General features: G+C 39.5%; 21 protein-coding genes and 1 pseudogene. 5 read left to right on the top strand and 17 right to left on the bottom strand.

From position 1 onward, the window contains the following. Positions 1–96: 96 nt before the first annotated feature. From secF to AC30SF_RS03040, 12 genes are all read right to left on the bottom strand, one after another. Positions 97–1,062: a protein translocase subunit SecF gene (secF, locus tag AC30SF_RS03095; RefSeq protein WP_209362901.1), complete on the bottom strand. Its 966-nt coding sequence runs from the start codon at positions 1,060–1,062 to the stop codon at positions 97–99. 17 nt (positions 1,063–1,079) lie between these two features. Beyond that, entirely contained in the window at positions 1,080–2,930 is a 1,851-nt protein-coding gene (gene secD, locus AC30SF_RS03090; RefSeq protein WP_489607520.1) for a protein translocase subunit SecD, read from the bottom strand. A gap of 27 nt (positions 2,931–2,957) precedes the next feature. After that, positions 2,958–3,257, bottom strand: a complete 300-nt coding sequence (gene yajC / locus AC30SF_RS03085; protein ID WP_005701087.1) for a preprotein translocase subunit YajC — start codon at positions 3,255–3,257, stop codon at positions 2,958–2,960. Between the two features lie 180 nt (positions 3,258–3,437). Beyond that, positions 3,438–6,536, bottom strand: a complete 3,099-nt coding sequence (gene acrB, locus AC30SF_RS03080; protein ID WP_489607519.1) for a multidrug efflux RND transporter permease subunit AcrB — start codon at positions 6,534–6,536, stop codon at positions 3,438–3,440. Between the two features lie 13 nt (positions 6,537–6,549). Then, positions 6,550–7,746: a multidrug efflux RND transporter periplasmic adaptor subunit AcrA gene (gene acrA, locus AC30SF_RS03075; RefSeq protein WP_489607518.1), complete on the bottom strand. Its 1,197-nt coding sequence runs from the start codon at positions 7,744–7,746 to the stop codon at positions 6,550–6,552. 37 nt (positions 7,747–7,783) lie between these two features. Then, positions 7,784–7,924 (bottom strand): hypothetical protein, encoded by a 141-nt coding sequence (locus tag AC30SF_RS03070; protein ID WP_489608305.1) that lies wholly within the window; start codon positions 7,922–7,924, stop codon positions 7,784–7,786. A gap of 1 nt (position 7,925) precedes the next feature. Continuing rightward, complete coding sequence (locus tag AC30SF_RS03065) at positions 7,926–8,093, bottom strand: hypothetical protein (protein ID WP_489607517.1); 168 nt, start codon at positions 8,091–8,093, stop codon at positions 7,926–7,928. A gap of 239 nt (positions 8,094–8,332) precedes the next feature. After that, a complete protein-coding gene (locus AC30SF_RS03060; RefSeq protein ID WP_489607367.1) occupies positions 8,333–9,469 on the bottom strand; it encodes an IS1595 family transposase in 1,137 nt (378 codons plus the stop codon). A 380-nt stretch (positions 9,470–9,849) separates the two neighbouring features. Then, on the bottom strand, positions 9,850–10,347 hold the full coding sequence (locus tag AC30SF_RS03055; protein WP_489607366.1) for a hypothetical protein: 498 nt from the start codon (positions 10,345–10,347) through the stop codon (positions 9,850–9,852). Positions 10,348–10,356: 9 nt separating this feature from the next. Further along, the gene (locus tag AC30SF_RS03050) at positions 10,357–10,548 is read right to left on the bottom strand and encodes a hypothetical protein (protein WP_061869977.1); all 192 of its coding nucleotides are present in this window, start codon (positions 10,546–10,548) and stop codon (positions 10,357–10,359) included. 18 nt (positions 10,549–10,566) lie between these two features. Then, the gene (locus AC30SF_RS03045; protein WP_489607365.1) at positions 10,567–11,100 is read right to left on the bottom strand and encodes a hypothetical protein; all 534 of its coding nucleotides are present in this window, start codon (positions 11,098–11,100) and stop codon (positions 10,567–10,569) included. 9 nt (positions 11,101–11,109) lie between these two features. After that, on the bottom strand, positions 11,110–11,550 hold the full coding sequence (locus AC30SF_RS03040) for a hypothetical protein (RefSeq protein WP_489607364.1): 441 nt from the start codon (positions 11,548–11,550) through the stop codon (positions 11,110–11,112). A 165-nt stretch (positions 11,551–11,715) separates the two neighbouring features. On the opposite strand from AC30SF_RS03040, the gene AC30SF_RS03035 reads away from it, so the two are divergent. From AC30SF_RS03035 to AC30SF_RS03025, 3 genes are all read left to right on the top strand, one after another. After that, positions 11,716–12,123 carry a helix-turn-helix domain-containing protein gene (locus tag AC30SF_RS03035; RefSeq protein ID WP_315027521.1) on the top strand — a complete coding sequence of 136 codons (408 nt, stop codon included), beginning with the start codon at positions 11,716–11,718 and terminating at the stop codon, positions 12,121–12,123. Between the two features lie 82 nt (positions 12,124–12,205). Beyond that, positions 12,206–13,330 carry a GmrSD restriction endonuclease domain-containing protein gene (locus AC30SF_RS03030; RefSeq protein ID WP_489607363.1) on the top strand — a complete coding sequence of 375 codons (1,125 nt, stop codon included), beginning with the start codon at positions 12,206–12,208 and terminating at the stop codon, positions 13,328–13,330. After that, the gene (locus AC30SF_RS03025) at positions 13,320–13,976 is read left to right on the top strand and encodes an MAE_28990/MAE_18760 family HEPN-like nuclease (protein ID WP_489607362.1); all 657 of its coding nucleotides are present in this window, start codon (positions 13,320–13,322) and stop codon (positions 13,974–13,976) included. Before AC30SF_RS03030 ends, AC30SF_RS03025 begins: the two co-directional genes overlap by 11 nt. Here AC30SF_RS03025 and AC30SF_RS03020 read toward each other — a convergent pair. Beyond that, positions 13,960–15,219, bottom strand: a complete 1,260-nt coding sequence (locus AC30SF_RS03020) for a DNA methyltransferase family protein (protein WP_489607361.1) — start codon at positions 15,217–15,219, stop codon at positions 13,960–13,962. The two genes, AC30SF_RS03025 and AC30SF_RS03020, sit on opposite strands and share 17 nt — an antisense overlap. A 123-nt stretch (positions 15,220–15,342) precedes the next feature. After that, positions 15,343–15,678 (bottom strand): helix-turn-helix domain-containing protein, encoded by a 336-nt coding sequence (locus AC30SF_RS03015; protein ID WP_315027517.1) that lies wholly within the window; start codon positions 15,676–15,678, stop codon positions 15,343–15,345. Between the two features lie 119 nt (positions 15,679–15,797). On the opposite strand from AC30SF_RS03015, the gene AC30SF_RS03010 reads away from it, so the two are divergent. Further along, the gene (locus tag AC30SF_RS03010; RefSeq protein ID WP_489607360.1) at positions 15,798–16,832 is read left to right on the top strand and encodes an IS1595 family transposase; all 1,035 of its coding nucleotides are present in this window, start codon (positions 15,798–15,800) and stop codon (positions 16,830–16,832) included. Further along, positions 16,832–17,269 carry a DNA repair protein gene (locus AC30SF_RS03005; protein ID WP_109059941.1) on the top strand — a complete coding sequence of 146 codons (438 nt, stop codon included), beginning with the start codon at positions 16,832–16,834 and terminating at the stop codon, positions 17,267–17,269. The genes AC30SF_RS03010 and AC30SF_RS03005 overlap by 1 nt, the downstream gene beginning before the upstream one ends. Positions 17,270–17,297: 28 nt before the next feature. Here the strand turns inward: AC30SF_RS03005 and AC30SF_RS03000 are convergent, their stop codons facing one another. The 3 genes and pseudogenes from AC30SF_RS03000 to prfC form a co-directional block, all read right to left on the bottom strand. Then, entirely contained in the window at positions 17,298–17,795 is a 498-nt protein-coding gene (locus AC30SF_RS03000) for a hypothetical protein (protein ID WP_489607359.1), read from the bottom strand. Positions 17,796–17,874: 79 nt separating this feature from the next. Beyond that, positions 17,875–18,126: pseudogene (locus tag AC30SF_RS02995) on the bottom strand (TetR/AcrR family transcriptional regulator); the annotation flags it as partial. 272 nt (positions 18,127–18,398) lie between these two features. Continuing rightward, positions 18,399–19,982: a peptide chain release factor 3 gene (gene prfC / locus AC30SF_RS02990; RefSeq protein ID WP_489607516.1), complete on the bottom strand. Its 1,584-nt coding sequence runs from the start codon at positions 19,980–19,982 to the stop codon at positions 18,399–18,401. Positions 19,983–20,301 lie beyond the last annotated feature (319 nt).

Below are 20,301 nucleotides of genomic sequence, written 5' to 3'. Positions count from 1 at the left end.
GCGTAATTCCTAAACTCAACATTGCTTAATACGAAAAAAGCCCCTCAACTGAACCGGTCGAGGGGCTTCTTTTTAGCGCCTTTTCTTAATGCTCAATTACGGCATTTCATCAATATCATCTTTATTCACTTTGGGTTGAACCATGTGTTCACGATTTAAGCCTAAATCATAGGCGATAGCAATCGCAATAAAGATGGAAGAATAAGTACCAAAACCGATCCCAATGAGCAACGCAAGCGAGAAGCTATGAATTGTTGGACCGCCGAAAACATAAAGAGCAACGACCACAATCAATGTCGTGAGCGAGGTCATAATAGTACGGGACAGGGTTTGAGTTAAGGAAATATCGATGATGTCGATGGCGGAAATCCGTCTGATTTTACGGAAGTTTTCACGCACACGGTCGAACACCACGATACTGTCGTTTAACGAGTAACCTACTACAGAAAGGATCGCTGCAATAAAGGTTAAATCCATTTCGATTTGTAAGTAAGAGAATGCCCCTAGGGTAACAATTACGTCGTGCGCCAAAGAAAGCACACCGCCGGTGGCTAAACGCCATTCAAAACGCATGCCCACATAAAGCAATAGCATAATGAGGGTGGCTAATGTGGCGTAAATGGCCCCTTGGGTTAATTCTTCCCCGACGTTCGGCCCAACAAACTCAATGGAACGAATTTGAATATCGCTATCCAAGGTATTCAGCATTTTTTTGACGTGATCGCCGATTTGCGCATCATCGGTTGCCGGGAGGCGAATCATCACATCACGCACACCACCAGTGGTTTGCACCAGTGGACTCTCAATGCCATTTTGCACCAACGTAGAACGGATTTTTTCCAAATCCGCCGGTTGGGAGAAGTGGGTATCTACCACCACACCACCAGTGAAATCTAACCCCCAGTTGAAACCTTTGGTAAACACAAAGAATAAGGAAACCGCGATAATCACAACGGAAGCAAGGTAGCCCCACAGACGGAATTTCATGAATTCCACTAAACGGAAAGGGAGTTTAATGCCTTGAATTTCTTTAATTGGCTGACTTCTATTTTCTAAATTCACAATATATTTCCTCACCGTTAAATTGATAATTTATCAATTCGTTTGCCGCCGTATAAGAAATTCACGATTGCGCGTGTTCCGGTGATTGCGGTAAACATTGAGATAGCAATCCCTAAAGATAAGGTGATTGCGAAGCCTTTAATTGGACCTGTCCCCACGGCGTAGAGTGCCACCGCAGTCAAAATGGTGGTCAAGTTCGCATCAAAGATAGAACTGAATGCACCGTTATAACCTTCGTTAATGGCTTGTTGGATCGGACGACCATTGCGAATTTCTTCTTTAATCCGCTCAAAGATTAATACGTTCGCATCCACAGACATCCCAACCGCTAGCACGATACCGGCAATCCCCGGCATGGTTAGCGTAGCGCCCGGCAATAAGGACATTAACCCAACCAATAAAACAATGTTAGCAATTAAAGCGATGTCCGCAATGATACCGAATTTACGATAGTAAATGATCATAAAGACCACAACCACCATCAATCCCCAGAAACTGGCTTGCAAACCTTGTTCGACGTTTTGTGCACCAAGAGACGGACCGATGGTACGCTCTTCCACAATTTGAATCGGCGCAATTAACGCACCGGAACGAAGCAACACAGCAAGATTTTGTGCTTCTGCCGGAGAGTCAATGCCGGTAATTTGGAATTGACTACCGAAACGACCTTGAATGGTGGCAACGTTAATCACTTCTTCGTGTTTTTGTAAAATGGTTTTGCCATTTTCGTCTTTTTTGCCGCTATCTTTATATTCCACATACAACGTCGCCATTGGTTTTTGGATGTTGGCGCGTGTAGTTTGTGACATGATTTCGCCGCCTTCGCTATCCAAAGTGACGCTCACTTGCGGTCTAGAGGTATTTTGATCCACACCGGAACTGGCGTTCGTAATGTGTTCTCCCCCTAATACAGCACGTTTGTATAACACGATAGGGCGATTATTTCTGTCATATTTCACTTCAGAATCAGAAGTTACCATGCCGCGAGCGGCTGCCTCTAAGTTTGCATTACCATTGACTAAGCGGAATTCAAGGGTCGCCGTTGCTCCAAGAATTTCTTTCGCACGAGCCGTATCTTGTACCCCCGGCAATTCAACCACGATACGTTCTGCACCTTGGCGCTGAATCACCGCTTCTGCCACACCAAGTTCGGTGACACGTTTACGCAAAATACTTAGGTTTTGTTCAATCGCACTTTCGCGGGCTTCGTTTAATGCCGCATCAGATAACGCCAAAGACAGGGTATTATCAGAAATCGCGCGAATGTCTAAGGTCGGATGCTGTTTGCGCAAATAACGCTGTACATCAGATAGCTGATCCGGATTCGCTAATGTGACTATCGTGGAAAAATTCTCCGCTGACTTAATAGCGCTGTATTGATATTTTTCTTTGCGCAATTCGGTACGTAAGGAATCTTGTAATTGCTCTTGACGTTTGGTGAGTGCAGAGTTCATATCCACTTCCATCAGGAAGCGTACACCACCACGCAAATCCAAGCCCCATTTCATCGGATTACCACCAATACTGCTTAGCCATTTTGGCGTTGCCGGTGCAAGATTTAACGCAACAGAATAATTTGTCCCTAATTTTTCGGTGATTTTATCTTTGGCGAGTAATTGCGCATCGGTATTGTCGAAACGCACTAAAATCGAGCCGTTTTCCAATACGACAGATTTGGTTATCAGATTATTGTCTTTTAGGACGGTTTGAACTTCGCTTAAGACACCGGAATCGGCTTCCTGACCACGAGTTCCTGAGATTTGTACGGCAGGATCTTCACCGTAAAGATTTGGAAGAGCGTATAAAACACCAATGGCGACCAAAAAGATCACCATTAGATTCTTCCATAAAGGGTAACGATTTAACATAGCTTTCTTGTTCCCTTGAGGAATAGATTAAAGAGTTTCGATGGTGCCTTTTGGTAACACGGCGGCAATGTAATTGCGGTTGATGGTAATTTCGGTTTTATCGTTTAATGCAATCACAATAACATCCCCTTTTTCAGGCACTTTAGTGATTTTACCGATGATACCGCCGGCGGTTAACACTTCGGTGCCTTTGGTTAATTCGGACATTAATTTTTTATGTTCTTTATTTCTTTTCGCTTGCGGACGATAAATCATGAAATAGAAAATCAATCCGAAGATGATGAAAATAAATAACATTGACATTGGGCTGCCTTGTTGAGCTTCCATTCAAATTTCCTTTTAGTTAATGAAAAGAGAAGACGCAATGGAGCGTCCATAAACTGATTAAAATCGGCGGTTAAAATATCATAAATCCGCTGAAATGTGAAAAAATAAAACAAAAAAGAACCGCACTTAGAACAGCTCAATACGGCTCAAAAGTGCGGTTTGTTTTACGGATGATTTGAATTAGTGATTTATCTCACCTTCAATCGGTTTGACGTTTTCATCAAATTCCGGAAGCGGTTTATGTTCACTTGCCACGTAAGAATAAATCACCGGCAACACGAACAGGGTAAACAACGTACCAACCGCCAAGCCTGAAACAATCACGATCCCCATACTGAAACGGGAAACTGCCCCAGCACCAGTGGCATAAAGCAATGGAACCAAGCCGGCAATCATCGCTGCAGTGGTCATCAGAATCGGACGCAAACGCACTTTGGCGGCTTCAGTAATGGCTTCAATACGATTTTTACCATGATTTAGCTGCTCTTCTTTTGCGACTTCACACATTAAAATACCGTGTTTGGTGATTAATCCGACCAACGTAATTAACCCCACTTGGGAGTAAATATTCAATGTCGCGCCGGCTTTGCCAACAAAACCGAAGGCATTTAATGCCAATAATGCCCCACTGATCGCCAACGGCACGGAAATCATGATCACCATCGGGTCACGGATAGACTCAAACTGAATTGCTAACACCAAGAAAATGATCACTACCGCCAACACGAACGTCACGGCTAATGCATTACCCTCTTGTACCAACTGACGGGCTTCACCTTTGAAGTCGTAGTTATAACCTTGCGGTAATAATTCTTTTGAGCTGTCTTTCAGCCATTGAATCGCATCCCCAATGGAAGAACCCGGCATCGGTACCGCACTGATCACCGCCGAGTTCAGCTGGCTAAAACGTGGCAAAGAGCTTGGTTGTGGTTCTAACGTCATGCTCACCAAACTGCTTAGCGGAACAGAGGTGCCATTCGCTGCCGAAACATAATAATTATCCCAACTTTGTGGAGATAAGCGATCTTCGCGTTTTACCTGTGAAATAATTTTATACGCACGGCCGTCAATATCCACACGTTCAACTGTCGCCGCAGATAAGAAGCTGCCTAATGTTGCACTGATTTGTTTCATCGTAATGCCGTAAGTACCGGCTTTTTCACGGTCAATTTTGATGTGCATTTGCGCCGTGTCGAATTTCAAATCTAAGCTCGAGTAAACGAACTTGCCGGATTTCTGCATTGCTTCCAAGAATTTACCGGCAACATTCGCTAAATCTTCATAGCCTTTTGACGTACTAATTACAAAACCAATCGGTGGCCCTTGTTCCCCGGTTTCAATTTCGGGGAAAGCAAAACCACTGACAGACACTTCCGGAATCGCCTTGGCTTTGTTGTTTAACTCTTCCAACACTTTTGCCTGACTTCTGGAACGATCTTTCCAGTCTTTCAAGGTGACAACATTCAAAGATTGGTTGGTGCTTGGCACACCGGAAATACTCATGGCAAATTGCACTTCGTCTGTATCCGTTAACATTTTTTGATACGGTGCCATCGCCGCTTGCACATAATCGACGTTTACATTGGACGGCGCCGAACCTATCGCCAAAAATGCGCCTTTGTCTTCTGTCGGGGTCAATTCACTGGAAAGGGAATTAAACAATACCGGTAATGTGGCAAAAATCGCTGCCGCAAATACCAACATACATTTCCGATTCGCCATCACTAAACCTAAAACATAAGTATAGGCATTGTTGATTTTAGTTAATGTGCGGTTAACACGCTCTTCCAATTTGCTTGGTTTATCGTGTCCTTTCAACAATTTACTGGTCATCATCGGAGAAAGCGTTAATGCTACGATACCGGAAATAAACACCGCACCGGCAAGGGTTAAGGCAAACTCTTTAAACAATGTTCCGGTAATGCCGCCCATTAACGCCATTGGTGAATATACCGCAATCAACGCAATCGTCATGGAAATGACCGGCACAGCAATTTCGCGTGTACCGATAATCGCCGCACGGAATGGCGTTTCACCGAGCTTAATATGGCGGTCAACGTTTTCCAACACCACAATGGCATCATCCACCACCAAACCGATCGCTAAAATTAAAGCCAGCAATGTCATCAGATTGATGGAGAAATCCAACGTTTGCAGCATCATGATTACCCCGATGAGGGAAATCGGAATGGTAATGACCGGAATCAAAATCGCACGGAAGGAACCGATAAACATGGTAATCACCACCAATACGATAATCGTCGCTTCAATAATGGTTTTCACCACTTCATCAATAGAATTATTAATTGCAACGGTACGATCATACAAAATATCTGTTTGAATCGCGTCCGGTAAGTTATTTTTGATGCTTTCATACAACGGCAGAATTTTTTCTGCCACCGTTAACGGGTTGGCGGAAGAGGTCGGGTTCACCGCTAAAACAACAGAATCAGCACCGTTGGCTACTGCACGCGCCGCATCGCTGGATTTATTTAATTCAATATCCGCAATATCCCGTAAACGCACCAGTTTATCGCCATTGGAATACACAATCAGTTTGCTTAATTCATCAACGGATTTTGTGGTGGTATCCACTTTGTTTTTGTACACCACGTAAAAACCGTTGTCATTCCCTGCTGCCGTTTGCACGTTGTTTGCCGATAAGGCAGACATCACTTGCGTCGCAGAAAGATTCTGTGCCGCCATTTTTTGCGGATCCAACCAAATACGTAGGGCATATTCGGATGCACCGAAAATATCCACGCTTGCCACCCCTTCAACCGTAAAGAACTGCGGTTTCACGACACGTTGAATATAGTCCGTCACTTGGCTTGCATCCAATTTATTAGAACGGAAACTAATATACATAATGCCCGAACCACCGGTAGAAGACGTCACCGTCGGATCTTCAATCCCGCTTGGCAATTCTGAACGCACGGAATTCACCTTCGCCAACACATCGGCAAGCGCCGCATTCGGGTCGGTATTTAATTTCATTTTTACCGTAATCACCGAGCTGCTTGGGCTACTGCTAGAAGACATATAATCTACGTTATCCGCTTGAGCCACTGCCTCCTCAATTTTGGAGGTCACAAACGCCTGAATCAAATTGGCATCCGCACCGGGATAGACGGTTGAAACCTGAATGACGGTCGTGGTCATTTTAGGATATTCACGCACTGCCAGTTTTGAAATTGCCTGCAATCCTAAAATAATGATCAACAGGCTAATCGAAACTGCGAGAACAGGACGTCGAATAAATATATCGGTAAATTTCATTCGTATTTCCTAATTAAAGATTGGTTTTTGTTGCCGGTTGTGTGGTGCCGACACCTTCTTTATCTGCGACAAGCACTAATGCGCCATTACTTAAATTTTGCTGACCACCGGTCACGATTTTATCGCCGATTTTCACTTCATCACCTTTTAACTGAGCATAGATACCTTGGCGATCTTTGGTAAACACCGTAATTTGCTTCGCACGATACATTTTGTTCACATCACCCTGTTTCGCAAATTTCTCTTTTTCCTCATCAGAAAGTGCGGTCAAAATATAAAGTGATTCGCCATACATGTTGTAACTCACGGCGACTTGTGGCACGACAACTTGGTCATACTCCGTTGCCAATGCCACGTTTAAACGGGTGAACATACCGGATAACAGTTTTTCGCCATCTTCCGGATCAAACGTGGCTTGCACGTCAATTAACCCGGTGGAAGAATTAATCGCCGGTTCAATCGCAGAGATCGTTGCCGAGAAGGTTTCGCCTAAACGGGCATCTGCTGTCGCGGTGACTTTTTGGCCGATATGCAATTTTTCCAATAAATTCTGTGCAATCGCAAAATCTACTTTCATAGAACTGCGATCTTCCACACGCACAATTTCTGTGCCGTTCGATACATACTGTCCCACATTAACTTTCACGATACCCGCTTTGCCATCAAAAGGTGCAACAATCTGACGGCGCGCAATTGTGGCTTTTAAGGATTCCACGTTCGCCACTTGCGCATCATACGCCGCTTTGGCATTATCTAATTCTTGCTGAGAAATGCCACCACTTTTCGCCAAATTCGCATAGCGTTGATACGTTTGATATAATGAAATCACTTGTGCTTCAGCCGCTTGTAAGCTTGCGCGCTCCACGGAGCTGTCTAATTCCACCAACAACTCGCCTTTTTTCACGCTTTGTCCGTTGGTCACTAAAACTTTTGAAATTGTCCCCGCACTTTGCGCACTCAACATCGCCCCTTGATTCGGACGCACCAAACCGGTGGTTTGAATCACCGGTGTCCATTGTTGAGCAGAAACCGTCATTGCCGTCACCGGAACAGCTCTTTCCCCTTGGTTAGCCAAGAAATCAGCAATGCCTTTTGCTTTCATCTGATTCATCACAATCATTGCGATAAAAATTAAGATAAATATTCCCAGCGCCAGTTTTAACAAGAAAACATGAGAACGCTTTGGTTTATTCGTTTGAGTTTGACTCATAAAAAACTCCGTAAAGGTTATCTAATAGCTCAAGTGATTATTTTTGAATGGCGCGCCAAGTGCGGTCGATCACCGACTCCAGCATCGCCATTGAACTCTTATGGGCAAAGTGTTTGCATTTAAACGCGATATTATTTGCGCTTTCCAAGGAAAGCGCAAATAATAAATGCGGAGGCAGATCACATACTTCGCCGGCTTCTGCGGCTTTTTTTACAAAAACGATGCCAAATACCGCGCGTTTCCCATTCTTTGCAAATAGTATAAAACCCGGGCAGAAATTCATATTGCCCCATATTGGCAACTCGCGTTGGATCTTGTTCCAAAGAATGCCAAATATTCCACCACATTTTCCGATAGCGTTGGAAAAACGCGGTATTATGTAGCAGTTGCACAAAGACCGAAAATTGACTAAAACCGCATTCCAAATTAAGTGCCTTTCCGAGATGATCTTGCGAAAGGCATTTATTTTTCCTGAAATTCTACGCTATTTTTCACGCAAATTCTTCATTTTCCGCTGATTTAGGCATGAGAAATCCGCTCGACCGTGATTTCGGTAAGCTAATTATCCCTTTCTAGCTATTGCAATCTACGCAGCTAACAGCATTTCATCGTACTTCATTTGTTCTTCTAGTCGCTTGAAGTAGTTTTGTGAAATTTCTTCGGGGGAAAAGGCTTTCATTCCGATTAACTCACCTTGACGGTGATTCCCTTGCCAGTAACCGACCCATTCTTTGAGTGGCAATACCCATAGACAGCGTTGAAGCACGTCGGAGAATAATTCACCATTCGATTTTCTACGATTGTCTGACATAAATGCCGCTTGATTGGCGTAATGTAAGGCATATTTATTATCGGTTTTATGGTGTGTGCCACGCATTAAATCTCGCATTCTGGCGTTGAAAGACTCTGCTAGATTGTTGTTTACACCTTTTGCACTATAAGCCTCTTGATGATTCACCGACCAACGGTTGTAATGAAAATTAAGATTGTTGTAGGCAGGGTTTTCATCACACATAATATCGCTGCCTACGGTGATGAAACGTTGATTTAAGGCGAATACAGTGTCAGCGTTTTCGGTATAATCCATTGCCACGATGGTGCGGTTAGAACCCCACATTTGTTCATCATTGGCGGAACGTTGGTTAAGACTGATAATGCAACGTTTAGTCGGTCTAAATTTGGGAAATTTCCGTCCTTTTTCGTCCGCTTGTTGGCGTTGTTTATGGTTGTTTTTACGGTAGTTTGGCTTGCGTAGCGTGAAGTTAATCCAAGCTCCATCTTCGTGAATTTCGCCTTGCATTGGGCGTAAATCACGCGTTTTGAACAGGGCTTCACGCAACTTGTGGCAAAGTACGAAAGCCGTTTTGTAATTCAAATGGAGAAGGCGACTAACATCAATCGCACTGATACCTTTTGAGCAACTTACCATCATCACAATGACCGCAAGAATATCGACTAATTTAACCTTATGAAAAGCGAAAACGGTATTTGTAGTGATATAGAAATGGCGTTTGCAATGTTTACAACACCAACGTTTACGAGAATCAAGGAAGTAGGCTTCGTGACGAATGCCGCAATGTGGACAACACACATCACGAATATTACCAGTATTTCCCCAACGGTGAGTTTTTAAAAGGTGAAAAGCATCTTCTTCTGTAAGGCGTAAAATATCTTTTAAATTGATGTTTTTTGATTTGCTTGAAAGTAAATAATGTTGAGCCATTGCGAATTTCCTTGTGTAGTACAAGGCATTCGAGATTTGCTAAACGCCAGACACGAAAAATCGCCCACCTGAAAATCTCAAGTCGGCTCAAAGCGTTTGTGCCTCGAATACCGTTAATACTCCACAAGGAATTTGTGGGAAAACTCATTGAAAAATGAGATAAATCGTGAGTGTCAAAACAGAAAACTCATAAAGATGAAATTTTTTCTGTCGCCTAAACATTCACGCATGCCAATTAGTAATGGCAATAGGCAAATAATGCATTCTTTGGCTAATTAATATATTTACTTAGGAAGACTTCCCTAAGGTAGGGTATTTTAGAACAACGTTTGACCGATTTGCAAGTATAAAAATAGCGAGCTGAAGCTCGCTATTGATTGTTAATCAACAATAATTTGATTTTCACTAATATTTATAGTTAAGTTATGAGTCTGTATTTCACTTCTTCCCGACATCATATTATGAACTGTATTCGCAATAACTCTACATCGCTTTATCCCATAATCATTGGAAATCTCCTTTGCTTCAAAAGAAGCAAAGGAAATAAAGTTTTGTGGTCTAGTTGTATTTTCGACAATACGACCTGCACCTTCAAAACCTCTAGCAAACGTATCCCATAATGGATTTGAACGGTCTAATCCATTGGTTGCGTGTCCAACAAAAAATTGAGCAAGTTTATTTGCTTGAACATTCTGCTGCTTTACTCCTTCATTAATAAAGCGACGTACAGTTTCTTCAACTACATAATCATCGCATTCAATTTCTTTTTGAAATACAGGAATAGCTTGCAAAGGAGAAATGCTTGGTATAAGTACATCAGCAGTAAAAATTGTCGCTACAACAGGAAAAATATATTTTCCAAACTTATTGAAAGCCATTTGATACTCCTATTGCTGTTCAGAGTTATCAGGTTCTTTTTTCTTGAAACTAGGTACTTTGTTAATTAATTCTTTAGGATAAGTACACATTATTTTTAAATATGTTTTCAAAAATTCAGGTGTATTTGCATCAAGAGTAGCTGTTCTGCGATGTGCAACATAGCAACCAACAAGAAGATAAAAATAAATAAGTTCTTTCATTGTGTTTCCTTTTAAATTTTAGAGAATATTAAGGGTTTTACATGGTTGATTTTTCGTTATCACTACTGGTCTATGTAAACAACTACCACACACTGTTCCATATGCAATAATGTATAGTTTTTTACCATTGAATATAAATTCATGGGTCGATGCTGAGTAGCCTTTATCATTTGATAAAGGAGATGAACATTTTTCACCTGCTTTACTTTCTTTAACAAAGATTTTATGACGTTTTAATTCATTACTTAATAATTCGACTTGGTCGTAGTCATAATTTACTTCATTTTCTTGAATTAAAGTATTATGGTTTAATGCCTTAAAGAACATAAGATCGGATGTTTCCATCTTTATAGATGAACCTGTTGCCTTACCTTGAGATAGCTTAACCAGACTGTCGTAAAAAGACGAATCAGTGGTCTGCTCCGTTCTGAATGGATTATTGACCCTTTTCTTCACAAATGTACCTTGTGAAACATCTCGAAGCCCATCCGCAATTTCGGCACAAGATGTTAATGATAGGCTTAATGCTACGGCGATAACTGCTTTTCTCATGATATTTCCTTATTGATATTTCTTGATGCAAGAAGCCAAGTTTTTCTTGTAACTACGTCCTTGTTCAGTAATCACATCCGATACTAAGCACTGATTGGTTTTGCAGTCCATTTGATAGCTTAAACTAATTGATCCTCTCTTATTTCTGAGCATAACATTCACCTGCTCACTATCCAGTTTTACACTAGGAGTTGCCTCGACTTGATTTCTTACCATTCCATAAATCCAGAACTCCGAAAGGCACGTTCCACCGTATTCATACTCATTTTCATTATGAATATTTGTTGCCTTCATTTGTAAATCTGCAAAATCTTTTGTTGAGTAGCGTTCTAAATCATTGGTTTGATAGACCTTTGTAACGGTATCTACTTTAGCTTGCTCTAAAGGTGATAAAGCGAAAACATTTGCAGATAAAAACATCACAGCGAAAGATGGATATAGCTTATTCATAATAAAAAACCTATAATGATTAGTGTAAGAAATTTAGGGAAATTTTTAGTAAAAACCCGCATTAAATATAGCTATAATACATAACGTGGTTATTTTGCTGTAGCAACTGGCAATCTCTATCAACTACCCTAGTAGTGGGTATTCAAGAAATTTTACAGGTACAAAATGAGTGTCAATGAGAAGATTCGAAAGATCCGAGAAGCAAAGGATTGGTCGCAAGAACAGATGGCTGAAAAACTGAATATGTCATTAAATGGCTATGCTAAAATTGAGCGTGGTGAAAGTAAAATCTACTTAGATAAACTTGAGCAAATTGCACAAGTTTTCGACATTGATGTAGTCGAATTAATGCAATCAGATGGTAAGAATATCTGTTTTCAAATTGAGTCCCCACTAGGTTCTATATATCAAGGCGGAGGGGAAACTCAGTTATTGATTGAGGTTGAACGGTTGAAGCTAGCTTTGTCTCATGCGAATGAGAAGGAAGAATTGTTGAGGAAGTTGCTTGAGCAGAAGGATGGTGAGATTCAATCATTAAGGAATTTAATTCAAAAGATTAGCGATAAACAATAAATTTCTATAGAACCTTATATTGGTCAGATGATTATTTAACTTAAACATTATAAAAAAATGCTCTTATTTTATGGTAGGCAACATGAATAATAATTTAGAAAAACAAGTAAAAGAAGCAAGATTGGCGGTATCGACGGATGGATATTCAATGTCTATTGGTGAATTAGTAAATTTATATGATGACAATGAATTAAATATTCATCCTGAATTCCAAAGAGTATATAGATGGGATAATTATCAAAAAAGTAAATTTGTTGAATCTATTTTACTTGGAATCCCTCTTCCCTCAATATTTGTTGCTCAAAATTCCGATGGTGTTTGGGAAGTTGTAGATGGATTGCAAAGATTATCTACAATTTTTCAATTCATGGGTAAACTTAAAGATGAGGATGGGAAAACATTACCTAATCTAAAATTATCTTCAACAAAATATCTTACTGAATTAGAAAATGTAACTTGGGGAAGTAGTGAAGATTCAAGAGAACTAACGTCTGCTTTAAAGTTAGATTTCAAAAGAGCGAGAATGGACGTTAAAATTGTGAGTAGAGATTCTGATTCAGATACTAAATTTGAGCTATTTCAAAGATTAAATACTGGAGGAAGTGAACTAAAACCACAAGAAGTTCGAAATTGCATATTACTAATGATTAATAAAGATATTTTTAATTTAATTAAAGAATGTTCTGAGAATAGTAATTTTAGGGAGACTCTACCTATTACGGAAAGAAAAGAAAATGAAAGTCATTATTCTGAATTAGCTTTGCGTTTCTTTATACAAAGATATTTTAAATTAGACAATCCCTCAGCTTATAGTTATGTTAATGAATATCTAGATAACGAATTAATTAGATTATTCTCTAAAAATACTAATTTTAATATAGATTCAGAAAAGACCGTATTTAATGAAACATTTAAAATATTAAATGATGCATTAGGTGAAGATTGTTTTAAGAAATATCAATTATCTGAAAGTAAATATAAAGGCGGTGTTTCATTACCTATTTTTGAAGTAATATCAACTGCAACCTCTAGACTTATAGAAAAACATGTTGATAGTAATGAACTTATTAAGTTAATAAAAATTAAATCTAAATCTCTTTCAGAAAATACTGATTTTTTAAACTCTTTACGAGCTAATAATACAAGACCGATAGAAAGAACAATTAATATGTTAAAGTTAAGCGAGAGCATCTTTGATGAGAATTAGAAGCGCATTAGAATGTATAGATTATATTAATAGTGATATAGCATGGAGGAAAAAAGAAATAACGTCACTGATATTTTTAATCGAAAAAGCCAGAAAACATGAAAAAACTATTCTTATGAAGTCAGCATTAGTTTTATTTTATTCCCATTGGGAAGGTCATATTAAAAATTGTTCTATTGCCTATATAAACTTCTTAAATCATCAAGGTATACAACATAGCCTGTTAAAAGAAAATTTTCATCATCTTTCATTAGGAGAAAACTTCCGTAATGGATTTTCTATCTCAAAAGTGCAACATCAAATAAAATTGTATGAATATTTATCTATAATACCTAATGAAAAATTCAAAGTTAAAGAGGGAAATGTTATAGATACAAATTCAAATCTAAAATATGATATTCTTGATACAATTTTACTTCAATTAGGATTGAATTCAACTTTATTTATCCAAAAAGAACATTTTATCAACGAAATTCTCCTAAGTAATCGAAATGCGATAGCACACGGTGAATTAAGAGATAATAAGAGCATTGAAGATGCATATAATGAAGTAAAAGAGCATTTACTACCACTAATAGAAGAATTCAATACTCTTGTTTCTAATGCTGTAGCATCATCTTCTTATCTTATTAAACCAATGGAATAGATTTCACAACTTCAACAGTTAAATGCCTTGTCCGTATTCTTTCATTAAGAAAGTCATTTACTTTTTGTTTAGCAAGTACTCTCAATAATTTTTTACAGCTTTTTAATGTTCCATCTTTAGGAGTTACAACAATTAAATGGTTTTCTACGGCAATTGACTGAGGTAAGTCTATTAACGCTGCAGCTGCTCTAAATTTATCTGAAGGACTGGAAGTACGTTTAATCAATATGCAGGGGGGCTGGATAACCTTTCCATCAAAAGCTCTCATTTCTGATACTGCAGTAATTACCTCCCAAGTTTTACAATTCTTAGGGTGAAAATAGGGATAAATTTGTCCTTGCTGTTTATCTCTATAAGCAACAAGTGGTCCGATACGAACATTATACTCAGATGCTAATGTAGCAACTCCACTAAATTGAGAATTTTTATCCCATTCGATTGAAGGGTTATTATCCGTTTTTATACCTGAAAGAATAAAAACATCAACGTCAGCACTTGAAGAAAAACGACCCCAAATCTGGAACTTACCATGCATAGAATCAGAAACAAATCTACGAAAATAAGTGAAACGAGAACCTGATCTTAATACATCAGGCAAAATAGCGACAACATTACTATTTTTAGGGAGTAATCTTAGATAATAATCGAAAAATACTGCAGCAGAATTTGTTTTACCATTCCCCCAATAATCACGCTTCGGTGCTTGAACCGCAATAAAAGGTGGATTCATAAATAAGTGTGTTACATTCCTCACATCCTCTTTTGAAAGAGTTAGGGCATCTCGTAATTCAATATTATTTAAATAAGAAATAGCTTCTTCAATACTGCAGTCTTTTTTTACTCCTCTACACAATGCTTCAAGTATAATTCGTAGCTTGGTAATCTCGACAAAATCAGCTTGAATATCAACCCCTCTTAATACATGATTCCATTGTTTTAATGTATCAGATAATTTCTTACATACGCCTAACTGACGAGAACACTCAATAAGCAGACTGCCTATGCCACAATTCGGATCAAGAACGATTGATTCTGCAGTAATTGCAGACTGAAACTGTTTCATAGCCTCAGCAGCCAGAGATTGCTCTGTAAAAAATGCACCAAGAGTTTTCAAATACTCTGCAGATAAAATTGCTCTAATGTTTTCTATTATTTCCTCAGTATTATTTTTTTCAGCTAGTTTTCTTATGTTATCAATATTTCCTTTAATTGATTCTTTCAGTACTTCAATATAGATTTTCATACACCTTATTTCTGCAGAAAAGTTTTTATCACTATACAGGATTTTTATTTTTAAGTCTGCAGCATTTTTAGCCTTTTATTCTCTTTAATGCCGCCACCCCTAGTTGAAAAGCTCGTTAATTCATTACTTATCTTGAGCAATAGCAGAAATAGCGATATTAATTTTACGTTGAGTGGAGACATCACAAGATTGATAACCGGAAAGCAGTGCTTTTTCTAACTCCGTTAAATTTACTTCCTTAACGTTATCAACAAACATTTCACCATTACCACTTACTAGCCAATTTAGATTGATACCTAATCGGGTATGCAATTTCATCAAGGCTTCTGCACTTGGTTCACGCCCACTTAAAATGTAATTTTGTAGGGTTCTATAAGGTATATCAGCCTGTTCAGCAAAGGTTTTTAGATTGAATCCTTTTGCTTCCATGATATGTTTAAGCCTTTCACTTGTATTCATTTGTGTATCTCAATATTGACTTTTGTTTTTAAATATGTATATTATACGTCAAAATAAAGATGATTATACATCTTTAGGTATATTTAAACAAACGGTAATCGACAGATTTTAGGCATTAAATGGCTCAACATTTCTTACTCTCCAGTAAAGCTCGCACGCTTTCACCTATCAAGCTGGCACAGCTATCTGATACCGAAGCGCGAACATTGCTATGCAAAATTCGTTGGGGGAGTGAGGAAAATGTGGTGTGTCCGAAGTGTGGCGTTCAACATATTGCTTATCGCATTGCCAGTCGCAATCAATGGCGGTGTAAACATTGTCATCATACCTTTAGTGTCACATCAGGCACGATTTTTGCCGACCGTAAACTGTCTATTCAGACCTACCTTTACGCGATAGCTTTATTTGTTAATGCCGCTAAAGGTTTGTCTGCTTGCCAACTTTCGCGCGACTTGAACGTGCAATATAAGACGGCTTTTACGCTTGCTCACAAAATTCGTGAAAGTTTACAAATTCAGAAACAGTTATTTCCGCTTTCGGGTGAAATCCATATTGACGGCACTTACGTGCATTCCGCTCCACGCCCTAAAAATAAGAAAAGTGAACGCGTTGATAGACGACTGAAGGAAAATGCTAATCCTCACAAGCGGTCAATTTTGGTAATGCGAAGTCGTTACACTGAGGAAGAAACCGTAGAAAATCCGTATTTAGTGGGCGCAAAGAAAACCTTAACCTTTCCGATTTTATCGGAAAATAGCCAAGTCGTGAATAAACTGGCAACAAGCTATATTAAGGCAGGTAGCCGTATTCACGCAGACGAAAACTCGGCTTATGACGAATTGATGATTCACTACGATTTGCGGCGTGTGAACCATCAAAAAGAATACCGCAGCGATGACGGTATCACTAACAATCTTGCGGAAAGCTATTTCAGCCGTTTTAAACGTATGATTATCGGTACGCACCACAAAATCAGCAATAAGTATCTTGATAACTACGCCAACGAATGTGCTTATCGAGAAGATAATCGCCGTGTTGATAATTTAAGCCTATTTAACAGCACGCTAGGGCAATGTCTTGCTACCGACAATACAACAGACTGGCAAGGCTATTGGCAAGGTAATCATAGACAAGCAGAAAGGCTGATAATGTAATGGGAAATAAAATCTACTTTAGCCAAATTCAGGCTAAAATCGACCGATTGCAGCGTGAACGAACACAGGTGCTAGAACATCTCGAATTAGTTGAACGAAAAATTAAAAAACTCAACGATGCTCTCGAAGTAATGGAAGATGAAGCCTTAACCGATGAATACGATACTGAGGTTTATTCATATCGAACCTACAAACATAGATTCCGTGGAAAATTAAGACCAATGGTCTTAGCGGTACTCAAAGCTCAACCCGACCATTATTTTACGGTCAATGAAATCACTGAGATTGTCTTAATAAAAGACAGACAAGACCCTATCGTTCGTCCGAAACATACGGTTTCCGTGCGTGGCGCGTTAAAACATTGGCTGACAAAAGGCGTCGTAGAACGGTTAGAAAGAGGCGTGACTGATGTCAAATGGCGGCTAAAACAAAAATAGCGGTATTTCTACCGCTACTTATCCATTTTTACTCAAGAGGTTTTAATCGCCATTCAGAACGTCTGAAAAATCCTCGCTTTATTGTCCGTTTATGTAATTCAACTTCTCTCCGTTCAATAATTCCTTTCTTGTACAGTCCTTTCAATACGCGAGCAACGGCTAATTCATGCTCTCTTTTAGGTGAAAAATAATCTTTGCCACTATCTAATGCCAACGCCTCATTTGCAATCGAGTATAATGTTTTCCAACGTTCACTTTGCTTTAATACCCTTGCGACCAACAATTGAAGATTTTGTTTAAACAAACGAGGTTTTATTAGCCTTGACGCATTAAATTGTGTTTTGATTTGCCTTAAATCGAAATTGGGTTCGAGGTACATTAAAGTATTCTCAAAACAGAGTATTTTATCTTCTAAATCTAATTTCTGTTGTTCCAACTGAGTAAGCTGATGTTCAAGAATTGCTTTTTCTTTATAGCTGCTTTCAATTAATTTGCTAAATTGAGAAATAAGGTGGGATTCCGCCATAATAAAAATCTCCATTGAGTTAAACTTTCAATGGAGATTTTAGTATTTTCAATCGGTTAGGTCTTTGTGCAACTGCTACATAATACCGGAAAAACGACTGGTTTTCATCATAGTCTTTTTCCAAGGTTTCTTCGAAAGATTTAAAGATATATCTTGCAAATTGTTCCAGCAATTCATCTTTATTCTTAAAATAAAGGTAAATCGTCCCCGGGGAAATTTTGGCCTCTTTGGCAATTTTATATATGGATAAATTTGGCAAACCCACTGTCGCCATCAAATCATTCGTGGCCGTAAAAATTCGCTCGATCATATCCGTTTCAGATTGATGCATATAAAGTCACTAATAAACTTGGGTTAATTGTGAGAAGTGCGGTTAAAATTTCTCTTTATTCGCACATTTGATAGGTTACAGACAGCAAATAATACACCACTGAATGAACGTTCGTTCATTTTATTGATTTTTTACTTTTTCGCAAGTTAAAAATTGAGCGCCATCCAAAACAGCCACTATTTTTCATCTAAGACGAAAAACCGCACAATGATCGATAGCAATCCATAGAAGAAGATCAAAGTGCGGTCTATTTTTTCATGTTTTTGAACGAATTAATGTTCTCGGGTTTTGAAGAATGTCACATCCGGATAACGCTCTTGCGCAAGATTGAGATTGACCATAGTCGGGGCGATGTAAGTAAGGTTATCGCCACCGTCTAACGCCAAGTTTTGCTCGTTTTTACGTTTAAACTCTTCAAATTTTTTCGCATCACCACATTCCACCCAACGTGCGGTTGCCACATTGACGGTTTCATAAATGGCTTCGACGTTGTATTCAGATTTCAAACGCGAAACGACCACATCAAACTGCAACACGCCCACTGCCCCAACAATTAAATCGTTATTTAGCAGCGGACGGAAAACCTGCACAGCGCCTTCTTCTGAAAGCTGTACCAAGCCTTTTAATAATTGTTTTTGCTTGAGTGGATCTTTCAAACGAATACGGCGGAATAATTCCGGTGCAAAGTTTGGAATGCCCGTGAATTTTAACTCTTCTCCTTGGGTAAAGGTATCGCCGATTTGAATCGTGCCGTGATTATGTAACCCGATAATGTCGCCTGCATAGGCTTCTTCCGCGTGTGCACGATCACCCGCCATAAAGGTTAAGGCATCAGAAATCACTACCTCTTTGCCGATACGCACATGTTTGAGTTTCATGCCTCTTTCGTATTTTCCGGACACGACGCGTAAGAAGGCAACACGGTCGCGGTGTTTTGGATCCATATTGGCTTGAATTTTAAACACGAAACCACTGAATTTTTCTTCGTCAGCAGACACTTTACGCGTATCTGCCTGACGGGCTTGCGGTGCAGGCGCCCATTCGGTTAAACCATCAAGGAAATGATCCACGCCGAAATTCCCTAACGCCGTACCGAAAAAGACCGGCGTCAGTTCGCCGTTTAGGAATAAATCTAAGTCAAATTCATTGCTGGCGCCTTTGACTAATTCCAATTCATCACGTAATTGTTGTGCCAAATCGTCACCTACGGCGTTATCCAATTCCGGATTATTTAAGCCTTTTACGATTCGCACTTCTTGAATGGTGTGACCTTGTCCGGTTTGGTAAAGATAGGTTTCGTCTTTGTATAAGTGATACACACCTTTAAACAATTTGCCGCAGCCGATAGGCCACGTAATCGGCGCGCAGTGAATTTTCAATACGCTTTCAACTTCATCCAACAATTCCATCGGATCACGAATATCACGGTCAAGTTTGTTCATAAACGTGATGATCGGCGTATCGCGCAAACGGGTGACTTCCATCAATTTAATGGTACGTTCCTCAACCCCTTTGGCGGAGTCGATCACCATCAAGCAGCTGTCCACTGCCGTTAAAGTGCGGTAAGTATCTTCAGAGAAATCCTCATGCCCCGGAGTATCCAGCAGGTTGACCAAACAATCGTTGTATGGGAATTGCATCACGGACGTGGTAATGGAAATCCCACGTTGTTTTTCCATTTCCATCCAGTCGGATTTCGCGTGTTGCGCGGAACCTTTGCCTTTCACCGAACCGGCTTTTTGAATGGCGTTACCATAAAGCAAGACCTTTTCGGTGATGGTGGTTTTCCCCGCATCGGGGTGAGAAATAATCGCAAAAGTGCGGCGTTTATTAACTTGTTCTTGTGGGTATGTCATCTGTGCTGTCTGTATTATTTGATAAAGAAATAAAGAAACCGCCTTAAACGACGGTCCTAAAATGAGTGGCGCAACTATATGCTTTTTAGCCCATTTTTTCAAGTTTAAGCATCATGAATGGGAGCACGTTGCAACAAAGTGCGGTATATTCTGGGCGTATTTTGATACGTCATAAAACATCCTTTTTTCTGACCGCACTCTTTTCTCTTACGGCAATATGAAGTCAACATCAATAAAAATCCCAAAAAATGCAAACGTTTGCGTAAAAAGTGCGGTACAATACGCGTCATTATTTTTACGCAGATAAAAAGGGAATGAA

It is taken from the genome of Aggregatibacter valvarum, assembly GCF_980468985.1.
Note: the sequence above shows the minus strand (reverse complement) of the source record. Positions and strands in the feature narration are given on the sequence as shown.